The sequence below is a fragment of the Streptomyces viridochromogenes DSM 40736 genome, from assembly GCF_000158955.1.
GTDB lineage: Bacteria > Actinomycetota > Actinomycetes > Streptomycetales > Streptomycetaceae > Streptomyces > Streptomyces venetus.
The window spans coordinates 1,820,195-1,834,581 of the sequence record NZ_GG657757.1 but is presented as its reverse complement, the minus strand read 5'-3'; the positions used below and the strand labels follow the sequence as shown (position 1 = coordinate 1,834,581).

Annotated in this window: 15 protein-coding genes and 1 pseudogene; 4 read left to right on the top strand and 12 right to left on the bottom strand. The window is 72.0% G+C overall.

What is annotated here, in order from left to right; all coding sequences use genetic code 11:
- A partial coding sequence (locus tag SSQG_RS08000; RefSeq protein ID WP_039932132.1) for a lytic polysaccharide monooxygenase auxiliary activity family 9 protein occupies window positions 1–924 on the bottom strand: 924 nt, incomplete at its 3' end.
- 182 nt (window positions 925–1,106) lie between these two features.
- Between SSQG_RS08000 and SSQG_RS07995 the strand changes: the two genes are divergently transcribed.
- A complete protein-coding gene (locus SSQG_RS07995) occupies window positions 1,107–1,556 on the top strand; it encodes a GNAT family N-acetyltransferase (protein ID WP_039934874.1) in 450 nt (149 codons plus the stop codon).
- A 26-nt stretch (window positions 1,557–1,582) separates the two neighbouring features.
- On the opposite strand, the gene SSQG_RS43390 is transcribed toward SSQG_RS07995, so the two are convergent.
- Window positions 1,583–1,717: a hypothetical protein gene (locus tag SSQG_RS43390; RefSeq protein ID WP_003989224.1), complete on the bottom strand. Its 135-nt coding sequence runs from the start codon at window positions 1,715–1,717 to the stop codon at window positions 1,583–1,585.
- Between the two features lie 138 nt (window positions 1,718–1,855).
- Here SSQG_RS43390 and SSQG_RS07990 point away from each other — a divergent pair, with 138 nt between their 5' ends.
- Window positions 1,856–2,527: a class I SAM-dependent methyltransferase gene (locus SSQG_RS07990; protein ID WP_003989223.1), complete on the top strand. Its 672-nt coding sequence runs from the start codon at window positions 1,856–1,858 to the stop codon at window positions 2,525–2,527.
- On the opposite strand, the gene SSQG_RS07985 is transcribed toward SSQG_RS07990, so the two are convergent.
- Both SSQG_RS07985 and SSQG_RS07980 read right to left on the bottom strand, forming a co-directional pair.
- Window positions 2,486–3,013 (bottom strand): DUF402 domain-containing protein, encoded by a 528-nt coding sequence (locus SSQG_RS07985; RefSeq protein ID WP_003989222.1) that lies wholly within the window; start codon window positions 3,011–3,013, stop codon window positions 2,486–2,488. The genes SSQG_RS07990 and SSQG_RS07985 overlap by 42 nt on opposite strands.
- Window positions 2,994–3,923: a GNAT family N-acetyltransferase gene (locus SSQG_RS07980; protein WP_003989221.1), complete on the bottom strand. Its 930-nt coding sequence runs from the start codon at window positions 3,921–3,923 to the stop codon at window positions 2,994–2,996. Before SSQG_RS07980 ends, SSQG_RS07985 begins: the two co-directional genes overlap by 20 nt.
- Window positions 3,924–3,994: 71 nt before the next feature.
- On the opposite strand from SSQG_RS07980, the gene SSQG_RS07975 reads away from it, so the two are divergent.
- On the top strand, window positions 3,995–4,363 hold the full coding sequence (locus SSQG_RS07975) for a GntR family transcriptional regulator (protein WP_003989220.1): 369 nt from the start codon (window positions 3,995–3,997) through the stop codon (window positions 4,361–4,363).
- Window positions 4,364–4,591: 228 nt separating this feature from the next.
- On the opposite strand, the gene SSQG_RS07970 is transcribed toward SSQG_RS07975, so the two are convergent.
- The 6 genes from SSQG_RS07970 to SSQG_RS07945 all read right to left on the bottom strand — a co-directional run bounded on the left by SSQG_RS07970 (window position 4,592) and on the right by SSQG_RS07945 (window position 10,863).
- Window positions 4,592–5,368: a DUF72 domain-containing protein gene (locus SSQG_RS07970; protein ID WP_003989219.1), complete on the bottom strand. Its 777-nt coding sequence runs from the start codon at window positions 5,366–5,368 to the stop codon at window positions 4,592–4,594.
- 33 nt (window positions 5,369–5,401) lie between these two features.
- Complete coding sequence (locus SSQG_RS07965; protein WP_003989218.1) at window positions 5,402–6,496, bottom strand: DUF5925 domain-containing protein; 1,095 nt, start codon at window positions 6,494–6,496, stop codon at window positions 5,402–5,404.
- Window positions 6,497–6,572: 76 nt separating this feature from the next.
- On the bottom strand, window positions 6,573–7,373 hold the full coding sequence (locus tag SSQG_RS07960; protein ID WP_003989217.1) for a polysaccharide deacetylase family protein: 801 nt from the start codon (window positions 7,371–7,373) through the stop codon (window positions 6,573–6,575).
- Complete coding sequence (locus SSQG_RS07955; RefSeq protein ID WP_003989216.1) at window positions 7,366–8,364, bottom strand: glycosyltransferase family 2 protein; 999 nt, start codon at window positions 8,362–8,364, stop codon at window positions 7,366–7,368. The genes SSQG_RS07960 and SSQG_RS07955 overlap by 8 nt, the downstream gene beginning before the upstream one ends.
- Window positions 8,361–9,182 (bottom strand): glycosyltransferase family 2 protein, encoded by an 822-nt coding sequence (locus SSQG_RS07950; protein ID WP_003989215.1) that lies wholly within the window; start codon window positions 9,180–9,182, stop codon window positions 8,361–8,363. The genes SSQG_RS07955 and SSQG_RS07950 overlap by 4 nt, the downstream gene beginning before the upstream one ends.
- Before the next feature lie 475 nt (window positions 9,183–9,657).
- The gene (locus tag SSQG_RS07945) at window positions 9,658–10,863 is read right to left on the bottom strand and encodes a S8 family peptidase (RefSeq protein WP_003989214.1); all 1,206 of its coding nucleotides are present in this window, start codon (window positions 10,861–10,863) and stop codon (window positions 9,658–9,660) included.
- A 336-nt stretch (window positions 10,864–11,199) separates the two neighbouring features.
- Between SSQG_RS07945 and SSQG_RS07940 the strand changes: the two genes are divergently transcribed.
- Complete coding sequence (locus SSQG_RS07940) at window positions 11,200–12,006, top strand: SGNH/GDSL hydrolase family protein (RefSeq protein WP_003989213.1); 807 nt, start codon at window positions 11,200–11,202, stop codon at window positions 12,004–12,006.
- Between the two features lie 25 nt (window positions 12,007–12,031).
- Here the strand turns inward: SSQG_RS07940 and SSQG_RS07935 are convergent, their stop codons facing one another.
- Window positions 12,032–13,624: a serine/threonine-protein kinase gene (locus SSQG_RS07935; protein ID WP_003989212.1), complete on the bottom strand. Its 1,593-nt coding sequence runs from the start codon at window positions 13,622–13,624 to the stop codon at window positions 12,032–12,034.
- A 133-nt stretch (window positions 13,625–13,757) separates the two neighbouring features.
- Window positions 13,758–14,387, bottom strand: a pseudogene (locus tag SSQG_RS42120) (nickel transporter); the annotation flags it as partial.

The following is a 14,387-nucleotide window of genomic DNA, read 5'->3' as shown; positions in this document are numbered from 1 at the left end:
CGCCGCCGCGCCGCCGGCCGCGAGGTAGGTGGTGCTGCTGTCACCGCCGGTCTCGGCGAGGTTCTCGGTGGTTCCGGCCGCCTTCGGCCGGTTGGGGGCGGACGCAGCCGCCTTCGGCCGGTCCGGGGTGTCCCCGGCGGGGGCCGCGGCCGGCTCCGCCGACGTGCGGGGGTCGTTGTCGCCGTGCCCGTGGTGCTCGACCGTGGACTTGGCGTTGCCCTCCTGGATCTGCTTCTCGCTGGGCGCGGAGGCGGACGGGGCCGGAGCGGCGCCCCCGCTCGCCGTACCGCCGCCGAAGGCGACGTCCGAGCAGGAGTAGAACGCCTCGGGGCTGTCCGACCGCTGCCAGACCGCGTACAGCAGGTGCCTGCCGGAGCGCTCGGGCAGGTTGCCGGAGAAGGTGTAGAAGCCGCCCGTGGCGGCCGGGTCGGTGGACGTCGCCACCGGGTTCTTCAGGTCCAGGTCTTTCCAGGCGAGCGGCTTGGCCGGGTTGTAGCCGGACTTGGTGATGTACACCTTGAAGGTGCCCTTGTGGGGGGCGGTCACGCGGTACTTGAACGTGTGCGAGCCGCCCCGCACGGAGGTCGCGGGCCAGTCGGCGCGGGCCAGGTCGAGGCCCTTGAACTCCGCGTTGCCCGCGCTGCACAGCTTGCCGTCCGGGATGAGCTGCTGGTGCCGCCCGCCCGCGTCCCCGATGCGGATGCCGTTCCAGTCGTACAGGGCCTGGGTGCCGCCCGCCGTGACCGCCGCCTTGCACGCGGCCGACTTCGGGCTCTCGGGGCCCTCGGCGTAGCACTGCGAGACCCGGCTGACCGGGTCGCCCATCGAACCGTGCGCGGCCGCCGGTGTGGCGGTCAGCGCGGTCAGGGCGAGCGGGGCGGCGCCGAGGGCGGCGACGGCGACTGCCTTACGGCGTGCGGGCATGCGGGAACTCCTCGAAACGGTACGGGGAACAGGGCCGGACCCGAGCGGGCCGGATCCCGTGGGGTGATCCGAAGCTAGCCCCAGGAAAGCGCGGAATCGCCTGCTGAGGGCGGGTGGAGGAGATCCTTATGGCCGCGTTAAGGAAGTGCTCAGACTGGCATCAGGTAGGTAGCGTGCGCGGCATGGAGGACGAGGAGATCCGGCCGGCCGGCGCAGCCGACGTACCGGTCGTCAGGGACGTGATCGACGCGGCCTTCCGCCCCTACATCGAGCGCATCGGCCAGGTGCCGCAGCCCATGAAGGAGGACCACGCGGCGAACGTGGCGGCGGGAAAGGTGTTCGTGACGGGCGATCCCGTGATCGGCCTCGTCGTGGTCGAGGCGTTCGCGGACCATCTCTTCCTCGACACCGTCGCCGTCCACCCCTGCGCGCACGGCAGGGGAGTGGGGCGACGTCTGCTGCGGTTCGTGGACGCGCACGCGCGTGCGCTCGGTCTGCCCGAGGTCAGGCTCTACACGAACGCGATGATGTGGGAGAACCAGCGGATCTACCCGAAGTACGGCTACGCACTCGTGGAGCGTCGCGGGGACGGGCCCTATGACCGTCTCCACTACCGCAAGCGGCTGCTCTGACGCGTCGTGTGACCGGCACCGGACGCTCAGCTGTCCGGCCACCAGGTGCGGGCGATGTCCTTGCGGACCTCCGGGCGCCCGGCGGGGCGCTCGTCGGCCTCGTCACGGACCCGGCGGACGTCCGACTTCTTCAGGGGCTTCTGCACGGTCACACGGCGCATGGCTGCCTCCTAAGGGCCTACCGGGTTCCGCGTTCTCACGGAGGTAGACCTTTCGGGGGAGGGTTACTCATCGCTGCCGGTCTGTCAGTGGCGCCTGTCACGATTCGATTGTCAGTGGCGGGTGTCACTCTTGGGCGCATGGCCTACGACAGTGACGACGTGACCTCGGCGAACACCGGCGGCGACATGGACTGGGACGCGCGGGCCGCGACCTTCGACGAAGAGCCGGACCACGGGCTGCGCGACCCCGGGGTGCGTCGCGCCTGGGCCGGGCGGCTGCGCGGCTGGCTGCCCGGACGCGCGGGTGACGTCCTCGATCTGGGCTGCGGCACCGGCAGTCTGTCGCTCCTCGCGTCCGAACAGGGACACCGGGTGACGGGCGTGGACCTCTCCCCGGCGATGGTGGCGCTCGCCCGGCGGAAACTGGCCGGGCGTGACGCGCTGTTCCTCGTCGGTGACGCGGCGCAGCCCCCGGTCGGGGAGCAGCGCTTCGACGCCGTGCTCGTGCGGCATGTCCTGTGGGCCCTGCCCGAGCCCGGCCGCGTGCTGCGGCACTGGGCCGGGCTGCTGCGGCCGGGGGGACGGCTCGTGCTGGTAGAGGGCGTGTGGGGGACGACCGAGCCGGCCGGCATACCGGCGGAGCGGCTCACCGGGCTCCTCGCCCCGATCGCCGGACAGGTGCGCGTGGAGCGGCTGTCGGACGATCCGCTGCTGTGGGGCGGGGAGGTGACGGACGAGCGGTACGCGGTGGTCGCGACGAGCGGGGTCTCAGACCAGGAGGGTGGTGAAGTCGCCGCCGCGGGCCAGTGACTCCAGTTCGTCGAGCGCGGACCGCGCGGCCGCCGCCGCCTCGGGGTCGGTCCGCGCGAGCCCGCTGTCGGCGAACTCGTCCTCGTCCAGGCGGCGCACGTCCGTGCCGTCCGCGGACACCCACAGGTCCAGGTCGAGATCCTCCACGATCAGCTCCGGGCCGACGGGGGTCCCCCCGGTCGAGCGGGTTCGAGCGTGGGGGAGGACGGCCGGGCGGGTGATGTCGCAGTACCAGCCCTTCAACGCGCCCGTGGCGGAGCGGACCTCCTTGATCGCGTACCAGCGGTCGCGCCAGTAGTACTCCGTGAAGACGTCCCCGGGCTCGAAGCGGACGAAGCCGAAGTCGCGGACGCCGTCGCCCGCCCACGGGGCGCGGACCTCGACACGGGTGCCGTCATCGTCCAGGAGCTCGCCGGTGTAGCGGATCTTCGTGCGGCCCGCCTTGAGCAGGACGACGTCCAGCCGGTCAGCCGAGTTCTCGGACATAGCGCACTTCCTTCGCGCAGATCTCGTAGCCGAGCCACTTGTTGATGGCGATCATCGGATCGTTCCCGGTGTCGTTGCCGGTGAACGCCTCCGTGTACCCCGCTGCCCGGGCACGGTGCAGGGAGTCGGTCTTGGCGAGCTTCGCCAGGCCCCGGCCGCGGTGGGCGCGGGCGGTGCCGGTCATGGCGGTGCCGTAGCGGGTGCCGCCGTCGGTGTACGCCACGCTGAAGGCGGCGGGGCGGCCGTCGACGACCGCGACCGTCGTCAGTTCACGGTCGAGGAGCGGATGCATCCAGTGCTGCGCGAGCCAGGCCTCGTAGTCCGTGAACTCGACGTCGATGTCGCTCGGTTCGTCCACCGACGTCATCGCGTCCAGTTCGAAGATCGGGCGCGGGTCGTCGGCGTACTCGGCGGCCGTGCGCAGCTCGACGCCCGGCGGCGGGTCCAGGCGCGGCGGCAGGGTGCCGGCCGCCAGGTCCAGGCGCAGGAAGTACGCGGAACGGCTGGCACGGAAGCCCTTCCGCTCGGCGAAGGCGTGGTTGTCCGGCTCGTCCAGCACCCACACGAACAGCTTCCTGACGCCCAGTGCGGCCAGGCGCTCCTCGGCGGTGCGCAGCAGGAGCGAACCGGCGCCGCGGTGTACGCGGTCGGGGCGCACGTAGATGTTGGCCGAGCCCTGGCCGGGCTCCGGGCTGTCGTGGGCGACGCTGATCTGGGCCGTGCCGACGATCTCACCGTCCTCCTCGGCCACGAGCTGCCCGAAGTGGGCGTCCGGATGGGCATGGGTCACGGTGTGCACCACGGACTCGGGTGTGGACAGCATGAAGGGAAGGGCGAGCCGGCGGGTGGTGGAGAACCCCTCGGCGTCGGCTCGGACATCCGGTCGCAGGTCGCGCACGATCACGGTCATGGAGGCGCACGTTACGTGGGGGCGCGCCCCGGGTGCCTCCCATTTTCCGCGCGGTACGGGACAATCGGCCTGTGACCTTGAAGATCGACATCGACGACAGTGCCCCGCCGTACGAGCAGGTACGGGCACGGATCTCCGAGCAGGCGCGCTCGGGTGAGCTGCCGGTGGGGTACCGGCTGCCGACCGTGCGGGGGCTGGCCGAGACGCTGGGCCTCGCCGCGAACACCGTCGCCAAGGCGTACCGGGCGCTGGAGGCGGACGGAGTGATCGAGACGCGGGGGCGGCACGGCACGTTCGTGGCCGCGGCGGGCTCGGCGGCGGACCGCGAGCTGGCCGCTGCCGCGCAGGCCTACGCGGAGCGGGCCCGCAGGCTCGGGCAGGGGGAGGACGTGGCCCTCGCCGCGGTACGGGACGCCCTGCGAGCGGCTCACGGCGAGTAGGGCGGCAAGGGCCTGTCGTTTGGATCATGACGCAGACGCGGGGCCTGGCACGCGCATCTGCCGCGTTGTCGTCACTCGCCGACTCCCCCACGCTCGGCTTCGCTCGCGCGGGCGGTGCCCCCATCGCGTCGACTCCCTCCTCCGCCTTGCAGCTGCACGCACCAGGCCCCGCTCACCGGCATTGACAGGTGCTGCCGATGCCCTGCGCCATGATCCAAACGACAGACCCTAGCCGGACCGCTGCGCCAGGCGCTCAGGAGTCCGTGTGACGTCCAGGTCCGCCGACCTTCCCAATCGGGCGAACGCCCTCGCGTCCTCCACCGCCGCGCCGCCCGGGTCGTTGTTGAAGTACGCGTGGACGTCCTCGCCGTCGGGCCATGTCGTGGCGATGCGGTCGAGCCAGGTGGCGAGGGAACGGCGGCCGTAGCGTGGCCAGGGGTGGGCGCGGCCCTGGTGGAAGCGGACGTAGCCCCAGTCGGCGGTGCGCCACAGGGGCGTCGCGGGGCGGGCCAGGACGTCGGCCCAGCACAGGGCCGCGCGCCGGGATCGCAGCACCGCGCGGACCTCCGGCGTCCACCAGGAGTCGTGGCGGGGCTCGACCGCGACCCGCGTCGAGGCGGGGAAGCAGGCCAGACAGGCGTCCAGGAGGCCCGGGTCGGCGCGCAGGTTGGGCGGGAGCTGGAGCAGGACCGGGCCGAGGCGGTCACCGAGGCCCGCGGCATGGCTCATCAGCCGCCGCACCGGCTCCTCGGGGTCCTTGAGCCGCTTGATGTGGGTCAGATAGCGGCTCGCCTTGACCGCGACCACGAAGTCCGCCGGTACCCGTCCGCGCCAGTCCTCGAAGGTCTCCCGGGCCGGCAGCCGGTAGAAGGCGTTGTTGATCTCGACGGTGGCGAAGTGCGCCGCGTACTCCTCCAGCCAGAGCCGCATCGGCAGCCCGGACGGGTACAGGACGTCCCGCCAGTCCTTGTACTGCCACCCGGAGGTGCCGACGAAGAGGGTCACAACCCCATCAAAACACCGGCCGGCACCGACCCCCTACAGATACAGCCCGGCGTCCGCGCCCCCACGCGGCTCCGGCAGGGCCGTCGGGGAGGTGCCCCGGCGCAGCGCGTACAGCTCCGCCAGTGTCGCGCCCTCGCGGCCGATGCCCTCCTCCCCACCCAGCCAGCTCACCGCCTCCGGCCGGGTCAGCGGGCCCACCTCGATCCGGGCGAGGCAGCGGCCCGGCCGGACCACGGCCGGGTGCAGACGCTCCAGGTCCTCGTTGGTCGTGACGCCGACCAGGACGTTGCGGCCCTGGCCGAGCAGCCCGTCCGTCAGGTTCAGCAGCCTCGACAGCGCCTGGCCCGCCGTGTGCTTGGCCTCACCGCGGATCAGCTCGTCGCAGTCCTCCAGGAGCAGCAGCCGCCAGCGGCCCTTGCCCGCCGAGTCCTCCTCGCCGATCGCGATGTCCATCAGATAACCGACGTCACTGAACAGCCGCTCCGGGTCGAGGACGCAGTCCACCTGGCACCAGTCCCGCCAGGAGCGGGCCAGGGTGCGCAGCGCCGACGTCTTGCCGGTGCCCGGCGGGCCGTGCAGGAGGAGGAGGCGGCCCGAGATGTCCTCGGGGGTGGTCTTCATCAGGCGGTCCATCGCGTTCGCCACCGGCGCGGTGTAGTTGGGCCGGACCTCGTCCCAGGTGCCCGCCGCGATCTGGCGGGTCGTGCGGTGCGGGCCCCGGCGCGGGGAGACGTACCAGAAGCCCATCGTCACGTTGTCCGGCTGCGGTTCGGGTTCGTCCGCCGCGCCGTCCGTGGCCTGGTCGAGCACCTTCTCCGCCAGCTCCGCGCTGGTCGCCGTCACCGTGACGTCCGCGCCCCGGTTCCAGCGGGAGACCAGCAGCGTCCAGCCGTCGCCCTCCGCCAGCGTCGCGCTGCGGTCGTCGTCCCGGGCGACGCGCAGCACCCGGGCACCGGACGGCATCAGTGTCGCCCCGGACCGGACGCGGTCGATGTTGGCCGCGTGGGAGTACGGCTGCTCGCCCGTCGCGAAGCGGCCGAGGAACAGCGCGTCGACGACGTCGGACGGGGAGTCGGAGTCGTCGACGTTGAGCCGGATCGGCAGTGCCTCGTGGGGGTTTCCAGACATAGCCGCCATGATCCGGCACGGGGGCGCCGCGTGCACCCCGTTTCCCGGTGCACGCGGCATGTCGCCGGGACGCAGGTCAGGCCGCCGGGCGGCACACCACCCGGCGTGTCCGCCGCGCCCCGCGGACCACGGCGTACCCCTTGGTCAGGGCACGGTCCCCGGCGAACGTACGGGCGATCGCACGGCCCTGCACCACCCGCTCGAACTCGGCGAGGTCCGTGCTGCGGCGCACCGTCACGCGCCGCAGGGCGTACGGCCCCTGGGCGCGGCGCGCGAGGCCGTTGCCGACGGCGAGGGCCTGGGCGTATCCCGTCTCGCGCACCGCCTGCCGGACCCGGCGGCTGGAGTAGCCGTAGGGATAGGCGAACGACGCCGGTACGGCACCCAGTTGGTCCGTGACGATCTCCTTGCAGTGGATCAGCTCGAACCGCAGGGTGGCGTCGGAGACCTGGTCGAGCTGGGGATGGCTGTGGCTGTGCCCGCCGATCTCGACGCCCGCCGCCGCGAGCTCGCGGACCTGGCCCCAGTCCAGCATGGTGTCCAGGCCACCCCCGGTGTCGTACGGCCCACGGAGCCACCCGGTCGAGACGAACAGGGTGGCCGGGAAGCCGTGCTCGGCGAGCGCGGGCAGGGCGTGCCGGTGCACGCCCTCGTAGCCGTCGTCGAAGGTGATGAGGACCGGCCGCTCGGGCAGCGGGCGGCCGGAGCGCCAGCACACCGCCAGTTCGGCCGTGGTGACCGGGGTGAGGCCCAGGCCGGCGATCACCGCCATCTGCTCGGCGAACGCCTCCGGGGTCACCGACAGGGCGCGGGTCGCCTCGTTCGGATCGGCCGCGACCGCGTGGTACATGAGGATCGGTACGCGTGCGTCACTCACGGGCCGCCACCTCCACCTCCGGCACCTGGAACGTCGTCCCGCCCCGGCGTGCCCGGACGCTGCCGACGACGTACCCTCCCGCCGCCGTCAGCACCCCGGCCACGATCGCGCCGGCCCGTCCGGCACCGCCCGGCCGGGCCAGCAGGGCGTCCCTGAGGCCCCGGGCCACCCCGGCGGGCAGGACCCGGGTCGTGTACCGGCGTTCGGACTCGAGTCCCTTGCCGACGCCGACACTCCGGGCCACCAGGGCTTTGGACAGGCCCTCGGCGTAGGCGCGCGTACGGAAGTAGCGGAAGTGCTCGCGCGCCTCGGGCACCCGGTGGTGGATCACCGCCCGGTCGTCGATCAGCAGGACCGCGTCCGGCCGGGCGCGGCTGAGGCGGATGCACAGTTCCGTCTCCTCGCAGCCCAGCGGGCGTTTGTCGCCGTCCCGGCCGATGCCGGTGGCGAAGCCGCCCGCCGCGTCGAAGGCGCTGCGGCGGAACGAGGCGTTGCCGCCGAGCACGTTGCGCACCCGGACCCGGCCGCGCGGCAGGCCCCGGTAGGTGCAGCCCACCACCCAGTCGAACTCCTCCGGGAACCAGCCGGGCCGCCGCCCGGACGCCCAGACCGGCTCCGTGCGCCCGCCGACCGCCATCACGCGCGGGTCGGTGTACGCCTCGGCGAAGTGCCGCAGCCAGTCGCGCTCGGCGACGGCGTCGTCGTCGAGGAAGGCGACGACCTCGCCGCGGGCGGCCGCGATGCCGGTGTTGCGTCCGGCGGACAGGCCGCGGGGGCCCGCGTTCGCGAGCACCCGCACCACAGCGCCGCCGGAGGTCTCCTTGTACTCCTTGGCCAGCCGGTCCCGGAGCGTCTCGTTGTGGTCGACGACCAGCAGTGTCTCCAGGGCCGGCCGCGACTGCGCCCGCACCGAGGAGACCGCCGCGAGGATGTCCTCCCAGCGGTCCTCGGTGTACGCGCAGATCACGACGGAGATGCCGGGACCGCTCAAGACACCTCTCCCCGGATGGTGGCCGGCATCGGCGACCGGGACGCGCGGCGGCGCAGCGCGCGCCGGTTGGAGCGCTCCTGGAGGATCACCCTGAGGACGCGCAGCCCGTCGCGCACGGCCCGCAGGTTGCTGGTGCCGTGGATGCGCAGGTACTCGTGGCTCGGTATCTCCTGCACCTTGAGCCCGGCCTTGACGACCCGGATGTTCATCAGGGTCTCGACCTCGAAGCCGGTGCAGTCGAGGTCGATCTTGTCGAGGCAGTGCCGCCAGAACGCGTTGTACCCATAGCACAGGTCGGTGTACCGGGCGCCGAACTTGCGGTTGACGACCGTGCACAGCGCCCAGTTGCCGAGCTTGCGGATGAAGGTCATGTCGTCGGTGCCGCCGCCGTTGGCGAAGCGGGAGCCCTTGGCGAAGTCCGCGCCGGAGACGAGGGCCGACACGTACGACACGATCTCGTTGCCGTCGGCCGAGCCGTCCGCGTCGACCATCACGATGATGTCGCCGGTGCAGGCCTGGAACCCGGTGATCAGGGCGTCGCCCTTGCCCTTGCCGCGCTGCTCGACGACCTTGACGTCGGGCCACAGCTCACGGGCCACCTGGACGGTGTCGTCGGTGGAGTTGCCGTCGACCAGGACCACTTCGTGTATCCAGTCGGGCAGGGTCTTGAAGACGTAGGGCAAGTTCTCCGCCTCGTTCATGGCCGGGATGACCACGCTCACCGGCGGCGCGATGGCCAGGTGAGAGGAGACGGGTCGGTACGTGGCGGCAGTCGGCGGATGCGGCTCCGTCGCGGCCGGCTGCAGGACTGAGCTCATGAGTCTGGTCCCTCTCGTCCGGTGGACCGCCCCCCCAGGGCAGTCCGGATCCAGTCCGGTTCGAAAGGGGGGTTCTCACCCGCGGCACGCCGAGATGGAGCTTCGGGCACACCGGGTGAGCTGGCAAAGCTGGCCGACCGCGAAAACGGCAGCCGACCGCGCGGCACGGCCCGGTCACCACATGCGGTCACCGAGCACGGCACCCCCCTACCGCGCCCCGCGCCGGTTCGTCGCGGTCCTGAGCCCTCCCCTGGAGCCGCGTACTGACGGACCGATGCGGGTGAGATGTATGACGGTATTGACGATTGAACCCGTATGGCAAGACCTGGAACGGCCGCTCACGTTTTTGTTGGTTTTGTCGTTGCCGTATGCGATTTTTGGGGCGCAAGTTGAGGGTTCCGGTCGTATAACGAGTCGTTCCCCGGAGGCGATCAGTGCCTCCGGGGAACGCTTGTTCAGGGGTGCGGGTCTGCCGCTACTGCACGATCTGGAGCAGTCGGTTCGGCGAGCCCGAACCCGCGCTGGTGACCTTGCCGGTGACGGCGCCGTTCACCAGGGCCGCGGCGACCTGGGCCGGGGTGGACGAGGTGTGGCCCGCCAGGTAGACCGCCGCCGCGCCCGCGACGTGCGGGGTCGCCATCGAGGTGCCGGAGATGGTGTTGGTCGCGGTGTCGCTGGTGTTCCAGCCGGCCGTGATGGAGGAGCCGGGCGCGAAGATGTCCAGGGCCGAGCCGTAGTTGGAGTAGCTCGCCTTGGCGTCCGTGCTGGTGGTGGCGCCGACCGTGATCGCCTCGGCGACCCGGGCCGGGGAGGACGAGGAGGCGGTGGTGCTGCTGTTGCCCGCGGCGACGGCGTACGTGACGCCGCTGGCTATGGAGTTGCGGACCGCCGTGTCCAGCGAGGCCGAGGCGCCGCCGCCGAGCGACATGTTGGCGACCGAGGGGCCGGAGTGGTTCTGCGTCACCCAGTCGATGCCCGCGATCACGCCGGCCGTGGTGCCGGAGCCGCTGTTGTTCAGCACCCGTACGCCCACGATCTTCGCCTTCTTGGCGACGCCGTAGGTCGAGCCCGCGATCGTGGTGGCCACGTGGGTGCCGTGGCCGTTGCCGTCGGAGGCGTCGTTGTCGCCGTCGACGGCGTCGTAACCGTGCGTGGCCCGGCCGCTGATCTGCTGGTGGGTGATGCGCACCCCGGTGTCGATGACGTAGACCGTCACGCCGCTGCCCGCGCTGTCCGGGTAGGTGTAGGTGCCGGAGAGCGGGAGCGAGGTCTGGTCGACGCGGTCCAGGCCCCAGGGCGCGTTGGTCTGGGTGGCGGCCAGCCGGACGCGCTGGTTCTGCTCGACGGAGGCGACCGCCGGGTCGGCGGCGAGCCGCTTGGCCTCGGTGGCCGAGAGGGCGGCGGAGTAGCCGTTCAGCGCCTTGCCGAACGTCTTCTCGACGGTGCCTCCGTACTCCTTCACGAGGCCCTTGCCGGCGGCCGAGGACGCCTTCAGGCCCGCGCTCTTCTTGAGCGTGACGATGTAGCTGTCCTTGACGGCGGTCGGTGAGTCCGCGGCGAGCACTCGGCCCTCGGCGGGGGCGGCCTGTGCGGGGAGGGTGGTGAGCCCGCCCACCAGGGCGGCGGTCGCCGACAGGGTGATCGCGGCGAACCCGAGTCTCTTGCTACGCAGTTGTGCCATTACGAGGGAGTCCTCCTCTAGGCGGCGCGCGCCTGGGTGGGGCGCGCGTCATGTGGGGATGTGCGCGTGCTCGCGCACACGGACCGGGAGCGTCGCGTTCCGCTCCCGGGCCGGAGTAAAGCGTCGACCATCTACCGGCGTAGAACAAGAGAGTTGAGCGTCAGTCAACAAATCTGTCATGGGCACGCAACACGCGAGGTCGGTTGCGTAACAAGAGGCGTGGTGAACACGCCACCCGCCGTGAAAAGGGCCGAAAAGACTTGGCATGGACACTTCCTGTCAACACGCGTAGCTGCTACCACGGTTAAGGCAGAGATCCTGCTAAAGGGAGGTTCCATGAGACGTTCCCGACTTGTCGTCTTCGTGAGCTCACTCCTCCTCGCCGTCGGCACCGCCCTCACGGGGGCGGCGACGGCGCAGGCGTCCTCGGTCGCCGCAACTGGCGGTTATGTGGCGCTCGGTGACTCCTACTCCTCCGGAGTGGGCGCCGGGAGCTACATCAGTTCCAGCGGCGACTGCAAGCGCAGCACGAAGGCCTTCCCCTACCTCTGGGCAGCCGCCCACTCACCCTCGACGTTCGACTTCACGGCCTGCTCGGGCGCCCGAACGGGTGATGTTCTGTCCGGTCAGCTCGGCCCGCTCAGCAGCGCCACCACCCTGGTCTCCGTCAGCGTCGGCGGCAACGACGCGGGATTCGCCGACGTCATGACGACCTGTGTGACCCAGTCCGACAGCGCCTGCGTCTCCCGTATCAACACCGCCCGCTCGTACGTCGACTCCACGCTGCCCGGCAAGCTCGACAGCGTGTACTCGACGATCCGCTCCAAGGCACCCGGCGCCCGCGTCGTCGTGCTCGGCTACCCCCGCTTCTACCAGCTCGGCACCACCTGCCTCGGCCTGTCCGAGACCAAGCGCAAGGCCATCAACGACGCCTCCGACCACCTGAACACCGCCATCGCCAAGCGCGCCGCCGACCACGGATTCGTCTTCGGTGACGTCCGTTCCACCTTCTCCGGCCACGAGATCTGCTCCGGTGACTCCTGGCTGCACAGCGTCAACTGGCTCAACATCGGCGAGTCGTACCACCCGAAGGCCCCCGGCCAGTCCGGCGGCTATCTGCCCGTGCTCAACGCCAACGACTGACCGCTCAGCCGCAGTCCGCGTCCGCTCAGCCGGAGTCCGTGTCCGAATCCGTGTCCGAAGGAGAAGGGGAGGCCCCGCCCGGCGGGGTCTCCGTCTCACACGTCACCGAGAACGACACCGACTCGGACGTCGTGCGCACCGGCTCCCGCACCTCGACGCTGATCTCGTTCTCGAACGTCCCGGTCTTCGCGTTCGTCGTCAGGGTCACCGTGTCCTGCTTGGAACGCCCGCCGCCCTCCGGGAACGACAGCGTCTTCCAGCTTCGGTCGGTCAGCGAGCCGTCCTCCGTGACCCAGCGGTAGCGCACCTCGGCCGGCAGCCGGCCCACCGTGAACGTCGCCGTGAACCGGGGCGCCTCGGCGCTCGGTGGCGGACACGAGCCCGCGTAGTCCGTACGCCTGCCCTCCAGGGACACCCGTACCGACTGCGGCGGCGGAGAACTCTTCTCGCTCTCGGTCTCGCTCGGCGTCGGGGAAGGGCTGGACTTCTCGCTCTCGGTCTTCCGCGACGGGTCACCGGTCGCGGCCGGCGTGGTCAGCCCGCCGCCCCGGTCGGGGTTCCCGGAGCCCTCGCCGCCGTCGCCGCGGTTCAGCAGCGCGTACGTCAGCCCGCCCACCGCGAGCGCCAGCACGGCCACGCCCGCGACCAGCACCCGTCCGGCCCGGCGGTCGCGCTCCGGACGGGTGGCCGTCGTCGTACCCGAGCCGGCCGGTGCCGGTCCACCGGGGAACGGCATCGCCGGCGTGGGGGAGGGCTCGGGGTGGCCCGCGACCGTCGGCGGGAAGGGGACCGCCCGCGGGGAGTCCGCGCGCGGCGAGCCGCCCGCGCCGACGACCCGCAGATCCTGCTCGGCCCGCTCGGCCGGCAGCCGCTGCGACGGATCCTTGCGCAGCAGCCCCTCGATGACCGGCGCCAGCGGACCGGCCCGGTGCGGCGGCGGGAGCTCCTCGTCGACGATCGCGCGCAGCGTGCTCAGCGGGGTGTCGTGACGGAAGGGGGAGTAGCCCTCGACCGCCGCGTACAGCAGCACGCCGAGCGACCACAGGTCGGACTCCGGGCCGGGTGTGCGGCCGAGCGCCCGCTCCGGGGCGAGGAACTCGGGCGAACCGATGACCTCCCCGGTCATGGTCAGCGCGGAACTGCCCTCGACCATGGCGATCCCGAAGTCGGTGAGCACGATCCGGCCGTCGTTCGCGATCAGCACGTTGGCCGGCTTCACGTCCCGGTGCAGCACCCCCGCCTCGTGCGCGGCCCGTAGCGCGGCCAGCACCTCGGCGCCGATGTGCGCGGCACGCTGCGGCGGCATCGGGCCCTCGGAGTCCAGGACCTCGGCCAGGGAGAGCCCCCGGACCAGTTCCATGACGATCCAGGGCCGGCCTTCGTCCGCCGCCACGTCGTACACCGTGACCACGTTCCGGTTGGCGACCCGGGCCGCCGCCCACGCCTCCCGCTCCAGCCGGGCGTACATCCGCTGCACGTCATCGGCCCCCAGCCCCGCCGGGGCGCGCACCTCCTTGACGGCGACCTCGCGGTGCAGCAACTCGTCGCGGGCGCGCCACACCGTCCCCATACCGCCCTCGCCGAGCGGTGCCAGGAGCCGGTAGCGGCCCGCGATCACACGCTCATGGCCCGGTTCTTCGGACACGGCGCCCCCATTCGCAGCCGGGCGAACTCTCCACGAGGTCTCTTTTCCCCATGAGGCAGGAATTCCTCACGACGTCCCATTCCCACGGCTTCCTCTCGAAAGTAACTCAGCCCAGTGCGGATGCCGCCCCCTTGAACACCAGTCCGGCACCGAGTACCACCACGGCGAAGGCCGACCCCAGCGGGGCGGTCCGGCGTACCAGGGCCGCCATCGGGCCGGCCGTCCAGCGGGGGCGGCGGTCCAGGAGCCGGGTCATCGCGCTGCCCGCCTTGACGACGGCGTACCCGGCGACGGTCAGGGTGAGCGCGAGCCCGACGCCGTAGGCGACGACGAGCAGCAGACCGAACCAGGCCTGCCCGAGGGCGGCGGCGCCGACGAGCACGACGACGGCGGACGGGCTGGGCACGAGGCCGCCCGCGAAGCCCATGAGGATCGTGCCGCGGAGGGTGGGTGCGACGGGATGGGAGTGGGTGGAGCCGCCGTGGGTGTGCTCGATCGTGTGGGGGTGGGAGTGCGGGTGGGCGTGGTCGTGCGGGTGGCTGTGGTCGTGGTCGTGGTCGTGGTCGTGCTTGTGGTCGTGTCGGGCTTGTGGCAGTGGGTGTCGTCGTCGTGGGTGTGCGTATGGCCGCCGTGGGAGTGCCCGTGCGTGTGTCCGTGCCCGTGTCCCTGGGTGTGCGCGCGGCCCCGCAGGGCGCGGCGGAGCAGGCCCCTCCCGCCAGGGTCACCAGGATGCCGC

Excerpts from the sequence above, each read along its gene's own strand:
- SSQG_RS07995 (WP_039934874.1), top strand. The coding sequence starts at position 1,107 with ATGGAGGACGAGGAGATCCGGCCGGCCGGCGCAGCCGACGTACCGGTC.
- SSQG_RS43390 (WP_003989224.1), bottom strand. The coding sequence starts at position 1,717 with ATGCGCCGTGTGACCGTGCAGAAGCCCCTGAAGAAGTCGGACGTCCGC.
- SSQG_RS07990 (WP_003989223.1), top strand. The coding sequence starts at position 1,856 with ATGGCCTACGACAGTGACGACGTGACCTCGGCGAACACCGGCGGCGAC.
- SSQG_RS07985 (WP_003989222.1), bottom strand. The coding sequence starts at position 3,013 with ATGTCCGAGAACTCGGCTGACCGGCTGGACGTCGTCCTGCTCAAGGCG.
- SSQG_RS07980 (WP_003989221.1), bottom strand. The coding sequence starts at position 3,923 with ATGACCGTGATCGTGCGCGACCTGCGACCGGATGTCCGAGCCGACGCC.
- SSQG_RS07965 (WP_003989218.1), bottom strand. The coding sequence starts at position 6,496 with ATGTCTGGAAACCCCCACGAGGCACTGCCGATCCGGCTCAACGTCGAC.
- SSQG_RS07950 (WP_003989215.1), bottom strand. The coding sequence starts at position 9,182 with ATGAGCTCAGTCCTGCAGCCGGCCGCGACGGAGCCGCATCCGCCGACT.
- SSQG_RS07945 (WP_003989214.1), bottom strand. The coding sequence starts at position 10,863 with ATGGCACAACTGCGTAGCAAGAGACTCGGGTTCGCCGCGATCACCCTG.
- SSQG_RS07940 (WP_003989213.1), top strand. The coding sequence starts at position 11,200 with ATGAGACGTTCCCGACTTGTCGTCTTCGTGAGCTCACTCCTCCTCGCC.